General features: G+C 59.4%; 15 protein-coding genes. 11 read left to right on the top strand and 4 right to left on the bottom strand.

All coding sequences use genetic code 11. The features are described 5' to 3' along the window. Positions 1–23 precede the first annotated feature (23 nt). Together treS and HBO23_RS15750 are read left to right on the top strand one after the other, a co-directional pair. Complete coding sequence (gene treS / locus HBO23_RS15755) at positions 24–2,090, top strand: maltose alpha-D-glucosyltransferase (protein WP_170037542.1); 2,067 nt, start codon at positions 24–26, stop codon at positions 2,088–2,090. A 185-nt stretch (positions 2,091–2,275) separates the two neighbouring features. Continuing rightward, positions 2,276–2,668, top strand: a complete 393-nt coding sequence (locus HBO23_RS15750) for a tautomerase family protein (RefSeq protein WP_169986173.1) — start codon at positions 2,276–2,278, stop codon at positions 2,666–2,668. A 48-nt stretch (positions 2,669–2,716) separates the two neighbouring features. Here the strand turns inward: HBO23_RS15750 and HBO23_RS15745 are convergent, their stop codons facing one another. Next, complete coding sequence (locus HBO23_RS15745; protein WP_170037539.1) at positions 2,717–3,322, bottom strand: cysteine hydrolase; 606 nt, start codon at positions 3,320–3,322, stop codon at positions 2,717–2,719. 228 nt (positions 3,323–3,550) lie between these two features. Between HBO23_RS15745 and HBO23_RS15740 the strand changes: the two genes are divergently transcribed. Next, positions 3,551–4,420 (top strand): alpha/beta fold hydrolase, encoded by an 870-nt coding sequence (locus tag HBO23_RS15740; RefSeq protein WP_170037536.1) that lies wholly within the window; start codon positions 3,551–3,553, stop codon positions 4,418–4,420. 6 nt (positions 4,421–4,426) lie between these two features. On the opposite strand, the gene HBO23_RS15735 is transcribed toward HBO23_RS15740, so the two are convergent. Genes HBO23_RS15735 through HBO23_RS15725 form a run of 3 tightly spaced genes read right to left on the bottom strand, consistent with a single transcriptional unit; the run spans position 4,427 to position 6,001 of the window. Next, positions 4,427–5,128, bottom strand: coding sequence for a 2OG-Fe(II) oxygenase (locus HBO23_RS15735; RefSeq protein ID WP_170037533.1), 702 nt, complete (start codon positions 5,126–5,128; stop codon positions 4,427–4,429). Then, positions 5,125–5,394 (bottom strand): metal-binding protein, encoded by a 270-nt coding sequence (locus tag HBO23_RS15730; RefSeq protein WP_099549701.1) that lies wholly within the window; start codon positions 5,392–5,394, stop codon positions 5,125–5,127. Before HBO23_RS15730 ends, HBO23_RS15735 begins: the two co-directional genes overlap by 4 nt. Further along, the gene (locus HBO23_RS15725) at positions 5,387–6,001 is read right to left on the bottom strand and encodes a 2OG-Fe(II) oxygenase (protein ID WP_170037530.1); all 615 of its coding nucleotides are present in this window, start codon (positions 5,999–6,001) and stop codon (positions 5,387–5,389) included. Before HBO23_RS15725 ends, HBO23_RS15730 begins: the two co-directional genes overlap by 8 nt. A 211-nt stretch (positions 6,002–6,212) precedes the next feature. Here HBO23_RS15725 and HBO23_RS15720 point away from each other — a divergent pair, with 211 nt between their 5' ends. From HBO23_RS15720 to HBO23_RS15685, 8 genes are all read left to right on the top strand, one after another. Further along, the gene (locus HBO23_RS15720) at positions 6,213–7,931 is read left to right on the top strand and encodes a hydrogenase maturation protein (protein WP_170037527.1); all 1,719 of its coding nucleotides are present in this window, start codon (positions 6,213–6,215) and stop codon (positions 7,929–7,931) included. A 90-nt stretch (positions 7,932–8,021) separates the two neighbouring features. Beyond that, entirely contained in the window at positions 8,022–9,359 is a 1,338-nt protein-coding gene (locus tag HBO23_RS15715; protein WP_017138861.1) for an EAL domain-containing protein, read from the top strand. 234 nt (positions 9,360–9,593) lie between these two features. Then, positions 9,594–10,259, top strand: coding sequence for a response regulator transcription factor (locus HBO23_RS15710; protein ID WP_170037525.1), 666 nt, complete (start codon positions 9,594–9,596; stop codon positions 10,257–10,259). A 134-nt stretch (positions 10,260–10,393) separates the two neighbouring features. Further along, positions 10,394–11,059: a response regulator transcription factor gene (locus tag HBO23_RS15705; protein WP_017138859.1), complete on the top strand. Its 666-nt coding sequence runs from the start codon at positions 10,394–10,396 to the stop codon at positions 11,057–11,059. Continuing rightward, complete coding sequence (locus tag HBO23_RS15700) at positions 11,056–13,446, top strand: ATP-binding protein (RefSeq protein ID WP_262378168.1); 2,391 nt, start codon at positions 11,056–11,058, stop codon at positions 13,444–13,446. Before HBO23_RS15705 ends, HBO23_RS15700 begins: the two co-directional genes overlap by 4 nt. Next, positions 13,446–15,737, top strand: a complete 2,292-nt coding sequence (locus tag HBO23_RS15695) for a transporter substrate-binding domain-containing protein (RefSeq protein WP_169986157.1) — start codon at positions 13,446–13,448, stop codon at positions 15,735–15,737. The genes HBO23_RS15700 and HBO23_RS15695 overlap by 1 nt, the downstream gene beginning before the upstream one ends. Before the next feature lie 285 nt (positions 15,738–16,022). Continuing rightward, entirely contained in the window at positions 16,023–16,571 is a 549-nt protein-coding gene (locus HBO23_RS15690; protein WP_017138856.1) for a fimbrial protein, read from the top strand. A gap of 74 nt (positions 16,572–16,645) precedes the next feature. Then, positions 16,646–17,392: a fimbria/pilus periplasmic chaperone gene (locus HBO23_RS15685; protein ID WP_017138855.1), complete on the top strand. Its 747-nt coding sequence runs from the start codon at positions 16,646–16,648 to the stop codon at positions 17,390–17,392. Positions 17,393–17,418 lie beyond the last annotated feature (26 nt).

Below are 17,418 nucleotides of genomic sequence, written 5' to 3'. Positions count from 1 at the left end.
TCACGGCAATAGGAAACAGGCTTATGACGGCGGCGGATAACGATCATGTGAACTGGCTGGTGCAACAATCCATGCTCAATGCGGCGCGTCAGCGGGCAAGGCTGTACAGCGGGCAAGGGCGTTTGTGGCAGCAGCCGTATGCGCAGACCCGGCCGCGTGATGCCTCAGCGTTGTCGTCGGTATGGTTCACCGCTTATCCGGCCTCGATTGTGACCCGTGAGAACGGCACGGTGCTCGAAGCCCTGGGCGATGAAAGCCTGTGGCAGGCGTTGTCGAAGATCGGCATCCAGGGCATTCACAACGGCCCGCTGAAAAAGTCCGGCGGGCTCGACGGCACACGGCATACGCCGACCATCGATGGCAATTTCGACCGCATCAGCTTCGAGATTGACCCACAGCTGGGCACCGAAGCGCAGTTGCAGGCCCTGACGCGCATGGCCGCCGCGCACAACGCGGTGATCATCGACGATGTGATCCCCTCCCACACGGGCAAGGGCGCGGACTTCCGCCTGGCCGAGATGGCGTATGAGGACTATCCGGGGCTCTACCACATGGTCGAGATCCGCGAGGAAGACTGGCCGCTGTTACCTGACGTCGCCGAAGGGCGTGATGCGCAGAACCTCAGCCCCGCGCAGGTGGATGCGCTGCGCGACAAGCATTACATCGTCGGCCAGTTGCAGCGGGTGATCTTCTTCGAACCCGGCGTCAAGGAAACTGACTGGAGTGCAACCCCGGTGGTCATCGGTGTGGATGACAAGCCGCGCCGCTGGGTGTACCTGCATTACTTCAAGGAAGGCCAGCCGTCGCTGAACTGGCTGGACCCCTCGTTTGCCGCGCAGCAGATGATCATCGGCGACGCCCTGCATGCCATTGATGTGATGGGCGCCAAGATCCTGCGCCTGGACGCCAACGGCTTCCTCGGCGTGGAACGCAAGCTGGACGGCACTGCCTGGTCGGAAAGCCACCCGTTGTCGATCACCGGCAACCAGTTGCTGGGCGGGGCGATTCGCAAGGCGGGCGGGTTCAGCTTTCAGGAGTTGAACCTCACTGTCGACGATATTGCCGCCATGTCCCACGGCGGCGCCGACCTGTCCTATGACTTCATCACGCGCCCGGCGTATCAGCATGCGTTACTGCTGGGCGACACCGAATTTCTGCGCCTGATGCTGCGTGAGATGCACAGCCAGGGCATTGACCCAGGCTCTTTGATCCATGCGCTGCAAAACCACGATGAGCTGACCCTGGAGCTGGTGCATTTCTGGACCCTGCACGCCCACGACAGTTACCTCTACCAAGGCCAGACGTTCCCCGGCAACAGCCTGCGTGAGCATATCCGCGAGCAGATGTACGAGCGCCTGGCCGGCGAGCATGCGCCGTATAACCTCAAGTTCGTCACCAATGGGGTTTCCTGCACCACCGCCAGCATTATCACGGCGGCCCTGGGCATCCGTGACCTGGAGGCGATCACGCCGGCCGATATCGAGCAGATCCGCCGGATCCATGTGCTGCTGGTGATGTACAACGCCATGCAGCCTGGGGTGTTTGCCCTGTCTGGCTGGGACCTGGTCGGCGCGTTGCCGTTGGCGGCCGATGCGGTAGCCCATTTGATGGGCGATGGCGACACGCGCTGGATTCATCGCGGCGCCTATGACCTGGTGGATTTGAACCCGGATGCCGAACTGTCCGCCGGCCAGATGCCAAGGGCGAAAACCCTCTACGGCAGCCTCAACAGCCAGTTGCAGAACCCGGATTCGTTCGCGTCACAGCTGCAGAAAATTCTCGCGGTGCGCAACGCCTATGGAATCGCCGCCAGCCGCCAGATCCTGGTGCCGGATGTGGAGCACCCGGGGCTGCTGATCATGGTTCACGAGTTGCCGGCCGGGAAGGGCACGCAAATCACTGCGCTCAACTTCGGCAGTACGGCGCTGACCGAAACCCTGCACCTGCCCGACATTGCGCCGGGGCCGGTGGTGGACATCATCAATGAGCGGGTCGAGGGCGATCTCACCGCTGAAGGTGAGTTCACCATCACGCTGGACGCATATGAGGGGCTGGCGCTGCGGGTGGTCAGCCTGTCGCCGATGCTTTAGGGGCGCGAAGCGCTGATCGCCTGGTCGATCAGCGCTGATTATGCATTTGCCGGGAGAATGAATAACATGCCATTTACGCATTATTAAATAAATTAATATGCGCTTGATGAATTTTGTTGTTCGAGCTAGCGTAGTGCCAATGGCCACTTTCGAGCACCGGCCACTGACCTGCCGAGGAATTTCCCATGCCTTTAGTTCGAATCGACCTGGCCGCCGACACCTCCACTGAAACCGCCGCTGCAATTGGCGATGTGGTCTACGCCGCCATGACCAGCGTGGCCAATGTGCCTGAGCACGACAAATTCCAGATCATCAATCGTCACGCCAAGGATGAGTTGGTGTATCCGGCGGCGGGTTATCTGGGGGTTACCTACACGCCAAACATCGTGTTTATCCAGGTGACCTGGAGCGCCGGGCGTAGCATCGCAGTGAAAAAGGCTTTTTATAAATGTATCGCTGAGGGCATCCACGCCAAAACAGGGCTGCGCAAAGAAGATGTGTGGATCAACCTGGTGGATGTGAAACGCGAGGATTGGTCGTTTGGCAACGGAGAGATGCAGTACGTGCCCGACGAGTGAGGCAGGCCCGCAAGCAGGCGGCGACTCAGTGATGAGTCGCCGCCGTTTTTATTGGGCGTTCAACGCTTGTAGAAACTGGGTGTGTTTCAGCGTTTGCGAGAACATCGGCAAGGTGAAGTTCTCGGCGGCGTGTTGTTGCTCATTACTGAAGGTCGCGGTGCAGTCGGTCAACGTCACCACGTCGTAGCCTTTCTCATAGCCCGAACGAACCGTGCCTTCAACGCAGCAATTGGTCAAAAAGCCTGCGACGACCAGGTTCTGGATGCCGTTGTTGCGCAGCACCAGGTCCAGGCCGGTGGTGGCAAACGCATCCAGGCCGCGTTTGCCTTCTATGAGGATGTCAGCCGGCTCACGGGTGAGCGCCTCGCTGATTTCGGCGCCCCAGCTGCCGGCCCGGAAGGCACTGCCGTCTGCCACACCCTTGAGAATGCCGTAGGAGCGGTGCGTCAGCTCGGGGTAGCCGTCGGCAAATTGAATCGGCATATGGATGATCTTCACACCGAGTTTTCGGGCTTGCTCAACGGTGGTTGCAGTGTTCGCCAGCATGTCGGTGCTGTGCATGACGCCTTTGACCGCGTCGTGAAACACCCCACCCGCAGTGGTGAAGTCATTTTGGAATTCAATCAGGACCAATGCGGTTTTCGTCGGGTTCATAGTGATGCTCCGTCAGGTGGTTTTTTCACTACAGCAGTTATAGGCGCCAAATCCAAGGGCCGCACTCTTCGTGTGGGAGCGGGCTTGCCCGCGAATGCGGTGGGTCAGTCAAAACCCAGGTGTCTGACACAGCGTATCCCACATAAAAGCCGCCAGTCATAAGACAGTAACGCTGCCCAGGCACAGTGGCGCACCGGTACTCGGACGTACCTTTGTGCGGATTGAATCATGCTGCGAAACATCGGCTTTTGGCTGGGCCTTTTCATGTTGACGCCTGGGTTGGCCCTGGCTGCCCCCGCCACTTTTGTGACGCGGGACATTACATTTGCCAACGCTGATGTTGCACTGGCCGGCACGGTTTACCTGCCCGAGCATCCAGTAGCCGGCGTGGTGCTGGTACACGGTTCCGGCCAGATGCCGCGTATGAGTAGTTTTGCCACAACCCTGGCCCAACGTGGCATCGCGGTGTTGACCTATGACAAACGCGGCGTCGGGCAATCTGGCGGTGTGTACGCTGGCCCGGAAGTCGGCGGCAATAACCTCGACGCTTCCAATCTGGCGGCGCTGGCGGGTGATGCGAATGCGGCGCTCGTGGTGTTATCCACCACGCTTGCGGCCAACCCAGTGCCCGTTGGGCTGGTGGGTTTCAGCCAGGCGGGCTGGATCATTCCCCTTGCCGCCGAGCGTAATCGGAGCATCAACTTCATGGTGCTATTCAGCGGCCCACTGCTGACGACACTTGAGCAGCTACGGTTCCAGTTTCTGACACAGGGCAAGGCAGATTTCTGGCATACCCACAGCGAGGCCGATGCCCGCCAACATATCGCGCAAGACCCGGACCGCTATGATTTTGCCGCTACCGACCCACGCGACGCACTCGCCAGCATCTCGGTGCCGGGGCTCTGGTTGCTGGGCGGCCAGGACCTGCAAACCCCGGCGTTCATGGCCATCGAACGGCTGGGTACGCTTAAAGCCCAGGGCAAACCCTTTGAGTACCGGCTGTATCCCGAGTTGGGGCACAACGTCTCGCCCGGCGGTGCAGGCCAGTCGGTTGATGATGCGGTTAAGTGGATCAAGGGCGTGAAGCTAACCCGTTGACAGCATTCATTTGGCATCGTGAAAGATGATGCCCAGCGTGTGGCGCTCTCCGCGATGCAGGCGGCTCACCCCATGACGCACGCTGACTGTGCAAAAACCACGCGCGGAACGTGCCGGGCGGCTGTTGACGGCAAAGATCAGTGCCTGGCCTTGTTCAAGGGGCACTACCTCAGCCCGTGCGGGTTTGCTGGAGCCGGAGTGGGTGAGGACGAACTCACCCCCTTCGAAGTCCACACCTGGCTGATCCAGCAGAAACACCGCCTGAAACGGAAACACCTGCTCGCCATACAAGTCCTGATGCAGGCAGGTGTAGTCATTTTGCCGATAGCGCAGCATCAGCGGCGTGGGCCTGCATTGGCCGGCCTGGTGACATAGCGCTTTGAATTCCACATGGGTGTCGGGGAATCGTTGATTCATCTTCAGCGCCGCGTGCCAGCGGTTGGCGACTGGTGCGAGGCGCGCGTAAAGATGCGAGCGCAGGCTGTCGACGAGTGCCGGCAGCGGGTAGCGAAAGTACTGGTATTCGCCACGCCCGAAGGCGTAGCGCTGCATGGCGATGCGGCTGCGAAAGTGGCTTTCATCGGCATAGAGTGCTGCCAGTTGCTGACAGGTTTGCCGCGTCAGCAGCCTTGGCAGCAGGGCGAAGCCGTCGTTCATCAAGGCCGCTTCGATCATTGGCCAGTCGAGATTTTCCAAGTGAGTGTTCATAAAGGCTGCTGAAGTTTCCATTGGCGATACTCGGCCGGCATGCACACGGCGCAAGGGCGATAGCCCGCTGCGATGGCGCTGGATTGATTGAGGAAAAACACCCTGTGCTGCACATAGCAGCCACGGGCGATGGCGTGCAGTGCCGCACGGCAATCCAGCGTGCCGTAGCGTTTACCGCGTCGATGACCAGCCAATGTGCCCGGTTCGGCGCTTGAGTAGGCTTGGCCATCGCTGCCCAATAGCCGCCACATGCGCTCGTCAGTCATGCGCCGCCCCAGGGCATAAGTGAAAACTGAGCAAAAAACCGCGCCGTTCGCCGCTTCGGACGCTGCTGATCGCGTGTTTCATATTCACCCGGTAGTAACCCTTACTGCCCTTGAACGGGCGGTGTGCCGTGGTGATCACGGCCAGATCGCCGCGCTGCAACGGCACCACCATCGGCCGCGATTGCATTCTGGGGCGTTGCTCGGTAAGGACACATTCGCCGCCGGTGAAATCCTCGCCGGGCGCAGACAGCACGCCGGCCAACTGAAATGGAAATACGTGCTCGCCCTCGGCGTCCTGCCCCAGCGCCTGGTGCTCGTCTTTGCGCAGGCATGTCAGTTGGGGCAGTGCTTGCTGCTGGCCGACGGCGCGGCACTGCGCATGAAAGTCGGTGAGTTGGGGAGGGTAGCGGTAGGGCAGTTGCAGGATGTCGTTCCACCGGTTGGAAAGCTGTGCCAATGGCGGATAAAAGCCGTTCAGTAGGTGGGTGAACAAGCCTGGGACCTCAAGCCCGAACATGCCGGGCAGCACGACGAAACCTTCGCGGTCGAGTTCCAGGCCGATGGTTTGCCAGTCCAGGTGTACCAGGGTGGCGGCAAGGGGAGTCATGAAAGCCTCGGTCACTGTGCATTTGCGCCAGTGTAGGCAGGCGCCAAATCACTGAAACTCCGGTTCTTGCGACGCAATTCTCCCTGGCTGACCGAAGATTGATCTCGGTCAGGTGCCCCGCCTGACAGGCCTTTTAACCTTGCGCTTCCATCAAAGGCCAGGGACGGCTCAATGCGAGCCTGTGGCCGTGCACCTCAAGGAAGAGTCTGCCATGCGATCACTGAAGATCATCTTGTTGTCCTCTGCATTCAACGGTTTGACCCAACGGGCCTGGCTGGATTTGCGCCAGTCTGGTTTCGACCCCAGCGTGGTGCTGTTCACCGATGAAGCCACGGTGTGCCGGCAAATCGAGGCGGCGGACGCCGACCTGGTGATCTGCCCGTTTCTCAAGGACCGCGTGCCGCAGCAGTTGTGGAGCAACCTCGACCGCCCGGTGGTGATCATTCATCCGGGTATTGTCGGTGACCGTGGCGCCAGCGCGTTGGACTGGGCCATCACCCAGCAGGCCCGTCGCTGGGGCGTCACCGCGTTGCAGGCGGTGGAGGAGATGGACGCAGGGCCGGTCTGGTCGAGCTGTGAGTTCGACATGCCCGCCGAGGTGCGAAAGTCCGAGTTGTACAACGGCCTGGTGAGTGACGCTGCGATCACCTGTATTCGCGACGTGGTGGAAAAATTCACCCGTGGTGTGCTCCCTGCGCCACTGGATTACACGCAGCCCAACGTTATCGGGCGCTTGCAGCCGAACATGAAGCAGGTAGACCGTGCTTTCAGCTGGCACGACTGCGCGGGCTTCATCAAACGCAGCATCGACGCCGCCGACGGCCAGCCGGGTGTGTTGGCCAGCATCCAAGGCGAGCAGTACTACTTGTACGACGCGCACCTGGATGCACGCCGGGGCCTGCCGGGTGAAATGCTCGCGGTACAGGATGATGCGGTATTGGTCGCAGCCGGCGATCAGAGCGTGTGGGTCGGCTCACTTAAACGCAAGGCCCAGCCAGGCGAGGAAACCTTCAAGTTGCCGGCCCGTCACGTGTTGGCCGGGCGCCTGGCGCGTGTGCCCGTGCTGGACAGCTCAATTGCCCACCAAGCCTTCAATGAACAGGCCTATCAACCGATTCGCTACCGTGAATGCGGCGATGTCGGCGAATTGACCTTCGAGTTCTACAACGGCGCCATGAGCACTGAACAATGCCAGCGGCTGGTCGCTGCACTGCGCTGGGCCAAGGCACGGAACACCCAGGTGCTGCTGATCAAAGGCGGGCGCGGCAGCTTTTCCAACGGCGTACACCTCAACGTCATCCAGGCCGCACCCGTGCCGGGGCTGGAGGCTTGGGCAAATATCCAGGCGATCGATGATGTGTGCCAGGAACTGCTGACCGCCCGGCAACTGGTGGTCAGCGGCCTGACCGGCAGTGCCGGTGCCGGCGGTGTAATGCTGGCCATGGCGGCCGATATCGTCTTCGCCCGTGCCGGCTTAGTGCTCAACCCGCATTACAAGAGCATGGGCCTGTATGGCTCCGAATACTGGACCTACAGCCTGCCGCGTGCGGTGGGCAGTGAAATTGCCCATAAGCTCACTGAAGAGTGCCTGCCGATCAGCGCCATTCAGGCACAGCAGTGGGGCATGGTGCAGGACATTGGGCCACGTTGCCCGACTGCGTTCAGTGCATGGTTGCTGCAAGCGGCCCAAGGCGCGCTGAGCGATGAGAAATACGCCGCGCAACGCATGCGCAAAGCCACTATCGACCTTGAGCCAATGGATCGCTGCCGCCAAAACGAGTTGGCCCAGATGGAACTGGACATGGTGCACAACCGCCAGCAGTTTGCCGAGAAGTGCCGCAACTTTGTGTTCAAGCGTAAAGCCTGCCAGACGCCGCAACGGTTGATTGCGCCGTGGGCGTTGGCGCGTAAGGGCGAACTGGTCGACTGAGCGGTACTGCGGTTTTAGTCCCAGTCCTATTTGTTTCTGTTTTGGCGCTGATAAGCTTTTTTCCTGAAACAATCTCGGGAAATTTTTGTCATGATCCAAAATGCCGTCGTGCCCAACGAGTTCAGCGCGCTACGTGTCGTCACGTTGGCATCCGATGCTGCCTGTGCGCATCGGCTCGCCTTCGCCTTGAGCAGCATGGGGGTAACTCCGATTGCCAATATTGGCACCTTGAGCGCCGTTGAGGCTTGGCTGCGCGAGTCCCCGATCGACGTCATTGTCTGCGAAATTCGCCCAGAGTGCGGTGATGGGCTGATGTTGCCGAGCCTGCTCAGGGGGCTGCACGAAGCAGGCACACTGGCCCGGTTGCCCTGCATCTTCTGGACCGGAGAGACGGCCTTGGACGCGCCCGCGGGCGAGGTCGACGTGACCCGTAAAACGCCTGCAAGCCCGCTCTGGATCAAGTACATGGGCGGGGTTGCGGTCAGTGCGCTGGAGTCCCATGCGCGGTTGGCGCGAACGGCGGGGATCTCCGTGCAAATCCTGCGCGAAGGCGCAACCCTGGCGCTGGGCGACGCCTTGCGCGCGGTCGTGCTGACGCGCGCGCAGCCGGATGCAAGGCTGAATATGAACACTTTTGATGACTTGGCCGAAGATGAGGTGATCAACGCGCTGACCACAGGCGAGGGCTTGCGTTTTGTGTTCCAACCGCAATTTGAGCTGCTGAGCCGGCGTATCGTGGGGGCCGAAGCGCTGGTGCGTTGGAAGCATCCACGATTTGGGGAAATCCCCCCTTCGGTATTGATGCCCTTGGTCAACCGCTTGGGCCTGGACCTGCTGCTGTTCAGCCTGGTGGAGATGTGGACGATCAAGGCCATGCTCGCGCTCAAACGCGAACATATCGGGATTCCCATTGCTGTAAACGCGTCGGCTAAAACCATTTGCACCCCCGATTTCTCCGAGCGCCTGGCTGCGCGGATGCGCCAGGCCGGCCTGCCGAACCGGCTGCTGAAAATCGAGCTTACTGAAGATGTACCCGAACCGGATGAGCTCTACCTATCCGCCTCGTTGACGGCGATTCGGGCCAAGGGGTTCCAGGTATCGATGGACGACTTCGGCACGGGCGCTGCTACGTTGAACCTGTTGGCGAACCTGTCGTTTGATGAGATGAAAATCGACGGATCGTTTGTGCGTGGGGTTGAACAGCACTCGTCTTCACGCAAAGTCATTGCCGGTATTGTCAATTGGGCGCGACTGCTCAGTTTGAATTTGGTGGCTGAGGGCATCGAAGACGAGTCGACGATTGCGTTGCTCTATCGTTTGGGTTGCCGAGTGGGGCAGGGTTACGCGTTGGCTCGCCCAATGGAAATGGACGATTTCTTGAACTTTGTTATTCAGCGGGAAAATAGTGCGGGTGCTGAGCGCTTTTAGGAGTGATCTGATACCCGAATGAGTGCCCGTGCATTAACTTTCGCATCCGCTCACTGTTTAAGAACTATCGGTTGCTGAGTTGGTTTGGCTGTTGTTATGTGTGTTATGTGCGATTGTTCAATATCACGGATGCCGTTGATTTTATAGGTTCGTCTGCGATGACGAGAACTTACTAAAGATGAGAATGTTGCAGGCCTCATCCTTTTGCTCGTTATAAAGAGTGCCTTCCACGTTATGAAATGCTTAAGAATTGCTTTGCTCGATGATCATGCAATCGTGCGGCACGGGTTAATCAATCGATTGCAGCAGGAACCTGATTTTGAAGTGGTGGGTGTCTACGCCCGCAGCCGTGAAGCGATGGCCGGGCTCGCGTTGCTGCCCGCCGATGTGCTGTTGCTGGATTTCGTGCTCGGGCCCAGTGAACTGGACGGCATCTTGTTGATTCGTGCGTTGCGAGTGAAGTACCCGCAATGCCGCATTCTGATGTTCTCCACGCATCACGATGCCGCCACCGTGATCCTGGCCCTGCGTGTCGGCGCGCGCGGGTTTCTTGGCAAGGGTGAAGATATCAACCAGTTGATCAGTGCGGTTCGGTTGGTGGCATCCGGGGAGGTCTACCTGAGCCCGGACATGGCCTACCGGGTAGCCGAAGCGACGGCGGTGAACCATATCGGTGACGAGCAGAACCGCGATGAAGCCTTGCGTTTTGTCAGCCTTTCCGCGCGTGAACAGGACGTGATTCGGTGTTACTTGACGGGTATGACCATTACCGATATCGCCGAAAAATTCAATCGCAGCATCAAGACCATCAGCTCACAAAAAGCCTCGGCGTTTCGCAAGTTGGGCGTGGTATCGAACAATGAGTTGTTCAGGATCAAACACATTATTGATGGTATTTGATCCTGGTTTCCGACACCCGGGAACGAGCGGGGTGTGATTTACCGATCCTTGCTTATACTCAAAGACGGGTTGAACGTTGTAGCGGTGGGGTATCCCAGTATTCCGACAGCGTTGTGCCGAGTGGGTCGATCACGATGAAACCAATACGTATTGCTTTGCTGGATGATCACGCAGTTGTTCGACACGGGCTAGCCGCCACGTTGGCGGCCGAGGCGAACTTTGAAGTGGTTGGCATTTATGCGCGCAGCCGCGACCTGATCGCCGGCCTCGCCTCGGCGCCAGCAGACCTGCTGCTGCTGGACTTCTCCCTGAACCCTGACGAGCTGGACGGGGTCTCACTGATCCGCGCCTTGCGGGTCAAATTTCCCAGCTGTCATATCCTTGTTTTGTCCACGCATCACGACCCGGCGACGGTCAGCCTGGCCATGCGTGTCGGTGCCCGTGGCTTTGTCGGCAAGGGTGAAGAAATGGCGCAGTTGGTCAAGGCCATCCGCAAGGTGGCGGCGGGTGCGGTGTACCTGAGTACCGACATGACCTACCGCCTGGCGGAGACGGTGACCAGCGATACTGGCCAAGGCCGTGGCGATGCGCCTGACGCGTTGGTCCAGGCGGAGTTGACCAGCCGTGAGCAGGAAGTCATTCGCTGTTACCTGGCGGGCATGACGGTGAGTGAGATTGCCGAGAAATTCAACCGCAGCATCAAAACCATCAGCACCCAGAAAACCGCAGCGTTTCGCAAGCTTGGGGTCACCTCGAACAATGAGCTGTTCAAGCTGAATAAACTCATCGGCACGCCATGACAATCGGGTTGTGGAGGGCAGTGCTATTGGCGCTGATTGTGCTGGGCTCGCCGCTCGTCTGTGCGGGTGCCGTCGCGTTGAGCGACGAGCAACTGCAGTGGATAGCACTGCACCCGGTGTTGCGCGTCGGGGTGGTGGAGGGCTTGATTCCCTTCGAATACATGAGCGGTGGAGAACTGCGCGGGCGGTCCATGCAGTATTTGCAGTTCGTGACGGCCGCTACGGGCCTTCGTTTCAGCTACGTGCCCGGAAATACAATGGCCGCACGCGAAAACATGCTGCTGGCAGGGCAGGTGGACCTGCTGTCCTCATACTTGCGCTTTCGCTCTGAGCCTGCGACCCAGGGCATTGTTGCGCTGGTTTACCACACCACTTCGCCCATCATCGTCACGCGTGTCGACAGCCCGGGTGTCTTCGACCTTGAACAACTACAGGGCAAAAACGTGATGATTCCCGATGTGGAATATTACGAGACGATATTCCGGGACAAGGCGACCAAGTCCCATCTGATCAGAAGCACCTCGGCCCTGCAGATGCTGACCATGGTGAAGGAGGGCAAGGCCGATGCGGTAGTGGCCTCGGAAACCTTTTTAATGCCTTACCTGTATCGACAATTCCAGGGCGTGCTGGAAGTTTCCGGCGTGGTCGGCAGCCAGATGCTGGATGTGAGCATGGCCGTGCGCGCTGATGACCTCATGTTGCGCTCCATACTTGAAAAGGTACTGGGCTCCATAACGGCGGAGCAGCGCAATGATATCTATGAGAATTGGTATCACGACCTGGAAGTGGACGTGCCGTCCCTGTCAAACATCGTCAATCATTATGCGCATGTGTTCATCCTCGGCGTGTTGGCGTTGGCCAGCCTTTGCGCGCTGGTCTATCGCGGTCATCGGTTGCGCCGGCGGGCGTTGCGCAATGAACAAGAAAAATCCATGTTCCTGGCGGTCATGAACCATCAAATACGTTCGCCCATGAACGCAGTGCTGGCGGCGATGGAGTTACTGGGGCACACACGGCTCAATCAGCAACAACGCCACTTTGCCCAGCTGGCAAATAGTGGCGCCGACGCGATGCTGCATTTGCTGGACGATGTCCTTGAAACCTCCGGGTCGCAGGTCAAGCCGAAACGCCTGAAGGTCGAGTCGACCGATGTGACAGCGTTGGTGCAGGCAGTCGTCGGGCTGCATCGCCTGCGGGCCAGGGAAAAACGCCTGGAGCTCAATGCGCATATCCAAGAGGCGTTGCCCCTGTTGATGCTCGACAGTGCGCGCCTGACGCAAATCCTGCATAACCTGCTCTCGAATGCGATCAAGTTTACCGATGCGGGCAGTATTGATATCGACGTGCGCCAGGTTGGCCTGGACGCGAGCAACGGCCGCTTGCAGATCGAGGTCCGCGACACCGGCATCGGCATTTCGGCGGCGGTTCAGGCGTCGTTGTTTCGACCCTACGCGCAGCATAGCCAGTCATACAAACGCGCGGGCGGCTCAGGCTTGGGGCTGGTGATCTGCCAGCAGTTGGTCAACTTGATGCACGGGACGTTGACGCTCAAGAGCGCGCCGGGCGCGGGCACCACGGTGACGATCTGCTTGCCCGTGATAAACGCCCCGCAACCCCTTGCATCGCAACCGGCAGAGGCGCCATTAACGGCAAACGCTGGCAAAGCATTGCAGATCCTTGTGGTGGAGGACACCCGGGCGAACCAGCAGGTGTTGGGCGCGCAAATCAACAGCTTCGGCAGCCTGCCGGTGATAGCCGGCGATGCCGCCCAAGCCCGCGCCTTGTTTGTGCATACCCGTTACGACCTGGTCCTGATGGACTGTGATCTGCCGGACCAGGATGGCTACAGCCTGACCCGCGAACTGCGCGGATTCGAACAGCAGGTGGGCCGACTGCGTTGCCCGATCATTGCCATCTCTGCCTTGACCGGTGAGCAACATCTTCAGCGCTGCCTGGCGGCGGGAATGGACGCGGTGTTGAGCAAGCCTATTCGCCTGGAGCCATTGCGCGGGGTGATTGAGCGTTGGTGCGACGTCACACTGGCAGACCCTCGGTTAAACCTGATGGCCCCTGTGCTGGACCAGGCCGGGATCAATCGCGAAGTGGCCGCTGACCTGGGCAGCCTGACCAAAGCGCTTGCGCTGTGTGATCGCTCCTCCGCTCTGCACGTGACCCACCGTTTGCACGGCGCAGCGCTGATCATGGAATGGTCGGCGATGGGTCAGGCTGCCGAAAACCTGCAGAACCTGCTGCGCGCGCAGTCGGGATGGGATGACCCGGCGTATGCGCAGGCTTTGCGGTTGCTGCTCCAGCAATGGCGTGACCTGGGCGGCGATCGGCAGGTTGATGCACTGCCTGCCACTCGTTCGCACCGGATGCTGCCTTGATGTGGCGCTTGTTGGCGGTGTTGGCGCTGATGGGCCAGATTGGTCTGTGTGTTGCGCAAGCCAACGCGCCGGCGTTGGCGTTGACACCACAGGAACTCGATTGGATTGCAGCCCACCCGGTATTGCGTGTGGGGGTGTTCGATAACCTGTTGCCCTTTGAGTACATCAGCGGTGGCGAACTGCGAGGGCTGTCGGCCAAGTACCTGGACTTGATCGCACGGCGTACGGGGCTGCGTTTCAAGTCTGTGCCGACTACCTCACGCAGTGCGCGCAAAGACATGCTGCTCAGTGGTGAGGTGGATATCTTGTCCACCCGGCGCCGGTCGGACGACCCTGCTGAAGATCGCGGCGTTCTCTATACCGCGCCTTACAACACCAGCTCGACCATCCTTATCAGCCGTTTTGACGACCAGCCGTTTGCCGAACTGGGCCAGCTCGCCGGCAAACGCCTGGTGATGCTGGGGCGTGAAGGCTATTCGGCGTTTTTGCGTGAGCGGGCGCCGGGCATCACGATCATTTCGGCCCAGAACGCGATCGACATGATGGCAATGGTCAAGGACGGCGATGCGGACGCCGCCATTGCTTCGGAGTGGTTGCTGATCCCGTATCTGTCTCGCCAGTACCAGGGCGTGCTGCAGGTTTCCGGTGTGGTGCCCGAGCAGCGTACTGGGGTAAGCATGGCGGTGCGCGACAACGACGTGATTTTGCTATCGATTCTGCAGAAGGTACTGGGGTCCATTTCGGGCGATGAGCGCCAGGCGATCTACGATGCCTGGTTCGCGGACATGAACCTCGATATCCCGCCCATCAAGGCCATCCTTGATCACTACAAAAGTGAGTTGTGGTTGCTGCTCAGCAGCGTGCTGATACTCATCACGCTGGTGTGGCAAAGCCGCGTGCAACGCCGGCGCGCCATCCATAACGAACGGGAGAAGGCGATGTTCCTGGCGGTTATGAGCCACGAAGTCCGTTCGCCCATGAACGCAATACTGGCCGCTGTTGAGTTGCTGGAGCACACCGCACTTGACGAACAGCAACATCACTTTGCGGCCCTTGCGAACAACGGCGCCAATACCCTGTTGCGGTTGGTGGACGATGTGCTGGATATCTCCAGGATGGAGGCCGGGCAATTGACGCTGAATGTGGAAGCCGTGGACCTGGGTGTGCTGGTCCAGCGCGTGGTGGACAGCCAGCGCGCGTCTGCCGAGGCAAAAGGCCTTGAACTGACGGTAACGGGTGAGCACCTGCACGCCCCGTTATTGCTGGATGAACTGCGCGTGGCGCAGGTCTTGCGCAACCTGATCGTCAATGCCATCAAGTTCTCCGACAGGGGCCATGTAGAGATTCGGCTTCAGGTGCTTGAGGGCGATCACCACCTGATGATTGAGGTCATCGACAATGGGATCGGGTTGTCCGACCAGGCACACGCCTCATTGCTGAGTTCATCCGCGCGTGCCAGTGGCAGTAACGGGCTGGGGTTGGTGATCTGCCAGCGGTTAGTGCAGTTGATGGGGGGCGAGTTGACGCTCAGCAGCCTCCAGGGCAAAGGCACCCGCGTGGGTGTGAGGTTGCCGGTTGAATGGGCTGCGCCGCTTGATTCACCTGCGCAGGTGATGCCTTCGCCCGACGAACCTGTGGGCTTGACGGTGTTGGTGGTGGGGGGCACCAATGTCGACCAGCAAGGGCTGGTGACGCAGCTGCGCGCGTTAGGTTGCCATCCCTTACCAATGGACGATGCCAACCAGGGTTTAAGGTTTTTCAATGCACACCAGGTTGATTTGATACTTATCGACTGCGACCTGCCAGCAGGCGCTGGCTATAAACTGGCCGGTGAATTCAGGCAGGTGCAGAGCCAGCGACAGCGTACACACTGCCCGATCATCGCGGTCTCACAGCTTACCGGCAATGACATGCTGGAATGCTGCTTTGAAGCGGGTATGGATGGCGCGCTGAGCAAACCCATTGGCGAGGGCCTTCTACGCGAAACCATTGAACTGTGGTGCGAGGTCAACTTGCTGCAACCCTCATCGGCGCCGAGTACTTCCGGGCCTGAAATACTGCGCAAACAGCTTGGCGGCTTGCTTGAGGCGGCAGCCCTGCGTGATCGCAGCCTGGCGTTGCTCGCCGCGCATAACCTGCAGGCTGCCGCGCTAGTGGCGGGGTGGATAGACATCGCGACCACGGCTGACCTGATCGATGCGGCCTTGCAGGATAAAACAGCCTGGCCAACTGTCGTTATTGCCGGTCATCTCAGCCGTATGGTTGAACAGTGGGCAGCATTAAGCGCTTGAGTGTTGCCCTTGAATTATTGGGGTGACGGCGTTGTTTTTAGGAGCACTCCTATTGACCATAAAGTTGTCTGCAGAATAAAAACCCTCCTCGGTAGATTGAATTTTTTTTGCGCGGCCATCGCCAAGTTAATTAATTAAAATCTGCGGGGCTTAGTTGCTTTTTCGGAGCAGTCCTATTTGGACAGTTCGGTGACTTCCTTACACTTAACTCCGCAACAACACAGCAGTTCTCCTGCAACAGGGAACTCACTCTCTACTCAGCATCTTGCGCTCTTGGAGTTACTCATGGATTACAAAGCCCGCGTCCTCGCTGTACTGGTCGCCGCCACTGCCACCTCCGCCGCCATGGCGTCGGACGGTACTATCAACTTCAACGGTGAACTGAAAGCCGAAACTTGCCAAGTCGCAGTCAATGGCGCGGCAGGCTCAGCAGGCAGCACCGTCACGCTGCCGACGATTTCGACCGCTTCGCTGGCTGCACAGGGCCAAGTGGCGGGCCAGACCGGGTTCAGCATTCAACTGAGCAAGTGCTCTGCGGCGCTTAAAACCGCCTCTGCGTTCTTTGAAGCAGGTGGCTCGGTGGACCCGGCCAGCGGCAACTTGAAGAACTTGAGCGGCACCGCCACCAAGGCGCAACTGCAATTGGTTGACGCCTCAAATGGTAAAGCCATCAAAGCCGGTGACACCGGGCAAGTGGCGTCTACCAGCCGTATCAGCATCGATACAACAACACTGAGTGCCGACCTGCCTTACGCCGTCCAGTACTACGCCCAGGCCGCAACTACGCCGGGCACCGTTATCAGTAACGTGACGTACTCCATTAATTATCAGTAAGTCGCTCGCCAATGAACACACGCCCTGTGTGGTCGATAAAAGGGCGTGTTTTCTGGCGGCGATGGGACACTGTCATGCCTTGCAAACTTCCACTCAAACAGTTGCTGCTGGCAAGCCTTCTGGCCCTGGCAAGCGCCCAAGCCATTGCGGGCGTGGTGATTACCGGCACGCGGGTGATCTACCCGGCTGGCCAGAAGGAAGTCACCGTCAAACTCAATAACAACGGCACGCAGCCTGCACTGATGCAAGCCTGGATCGATACTGGCAGTGTCGAGTCCACGCCCACCAGCTCCAAGGCACCGTTTCTGCTTTCGCCGCCGGTGGCACGTATCGACCCGGCCAAAGGCCAAAGCCTGCGGGTATTGTTCACGGGGGCGGCGTTGGCCTCGGACAAGGAGTCGGTGTTCTGGCTGAACGTGCTGGAAATTCCGCCCAAGCCCGAGGCGGGTGAGGACCTTAACACCCTGCAAATGGCATTTCGCTCGCGGATCAAGCTGTTCTATCGCCCCACCGAGTTGCCCGGAACCGCCACTGAAGCGATTGAACAGGTGCAATGGCAAGTGGTTTCCAGCCGTGATGGCTTGGGCCTGGCTTTGCAGGCGTTCAACCCGTCGGCCTTTTACGTGTCGCTGGTTGAACTGGAACTGGTGTCGGGCTCAGTACGTGCTCGCAGTGAGGACGGCATGGTCGCTCCGGGTGAAACCCGACAGTTCCCGCTGCCGACTCTCAAGACTCGGCCTGCCGCCGATGCCCAAGTGGAGTTCAACGCCATCAACGATTACGGCGCGCTGATCCCGACTCGGAAAGCACTCAAGCCTTGATCAACTCCTGACGTCTTTACACGCGA

Origin of the sequence: Pseudomonas sp. WS 5532, assembly GCF_012985445.1 — a bacterium.
In the GTDB taxonomy this organism is placed as follows: domain Bacteria; phylum Pseudomonadota; class Gammaproteobacteria; order Pseudomonadales; family Pseudomonadaceae; genus Aquipseudomonas; species Aquipseudomonas edaphica.
The sequence above is the reverse complement of the archived record's forward strand: the minus strand, read 5'-3'. Positions and strand labels throughout refer to the sequence as shown.

Bases quoted from the DNA above. Each gene is read 5' to 3' on its own strand.
- HBO23_RS15750 (WP_169986173.1), top strand. From the start codon at position 2,276: ATGCCTTTAGTTCGAATCGACCTGGCCGCCGACACCTCCACTGAAACC.
- HBO23_RS15715 (WP_017138861.1), top strand. From the start codon at position 8,022: ATGATCCAAAATGCCGTCGTGCCCAACGAGTTCAGCGCGCTACGTGTC.
- HBO23_RS15730 (WP_099549701.1), bottom strand. From the start codon at position 5,394: ATGACTGACGAGCGCATGTGGCGGCTATTGGGCAGCGATGGCCAAGCC.
- HBO23_RS15700 (WP_262378168.1), top strand. From the start codon at position 11,056: ATGACAATCGGGTTGTGGAGGGCAGTGCTATTGGCGCTGATTGTGCTG.
- HBO23_RS15740 (WP_170037536.1), top strand. From the start codon at position 3,551: ATGCTGCGAAACATCGGCTTTTGGCTGGGCCTTTTCATGTTGACGCCT.
- HBO23_RS15695 (WP_169986157.1), top strand. From the start codon at position 13,446: ATGTGGCGCTTGTTGGCGGTGTTGGCGCTGATGGGCCAGATTGGTCTG.
- treS (WP_170037542.1), top strand. From the start codon at position 24: ATGACGGCGGCGGATAACGATCATGTGAACTGGCTGGTGCAACAATCC.
- HBO23_RS15725 (WP_170037530.1), bottom strand. From the start codon at position 6,001: ATGACTCCCCTTGCCGCCACCCTGGTACACCTGGACTGGCAAACCATC.
- HBO23_RS15720 (WP_170037527.1), top strand. From the start codon at position 6,213: ATGCGATCACTGAAGATCATCTTGTTGTCCTCTGCATTCAACGGTTTG.
- HBO23_RS15705 (WP_017138859.1), top strand. From the start codon at position 10,394: ATGAAACCAATACGTATTGCTTTGCTGGATGATCACGCAGTTGTTCGA.
- HBO23_RS15710 (WP_170037525.1), top strand. From the start codon at position 9,594: ATGAAATGCTTAAGAATTGCTTTGCTCGATGATCATGCAATCGTGCGG.
- HBO23_RS15745 (WP_170037539.1), bottom strand. From the start codon at position 3,322: ATGAACCCGACGAAAACCGCATTGGTCCTGATTGAATTCCAAAATGAC.
- HBO23_RS15735 (WP_170037533.1), bottom strand. From the start codon at position 5,128: ATGAACACTCACTTGGAAAATCTCGACTGGCCAATGATCGAAGCGGCC.
- HBO23_RS15690 (WP_017138856.1), top strand. From the start codon at position 16,023: ATGGATTACAAAGCCCGCGTCCTCGCTGTACTGGTCGCCGCCACTGCC.
- HBO23_RS15685 (WP_017138855.1), top strand. From the start codon at position 16,646: ATGCCTTGCAAACTTCCACTCAAACAGTTGCTGCTGGCAAGCCTTCTG.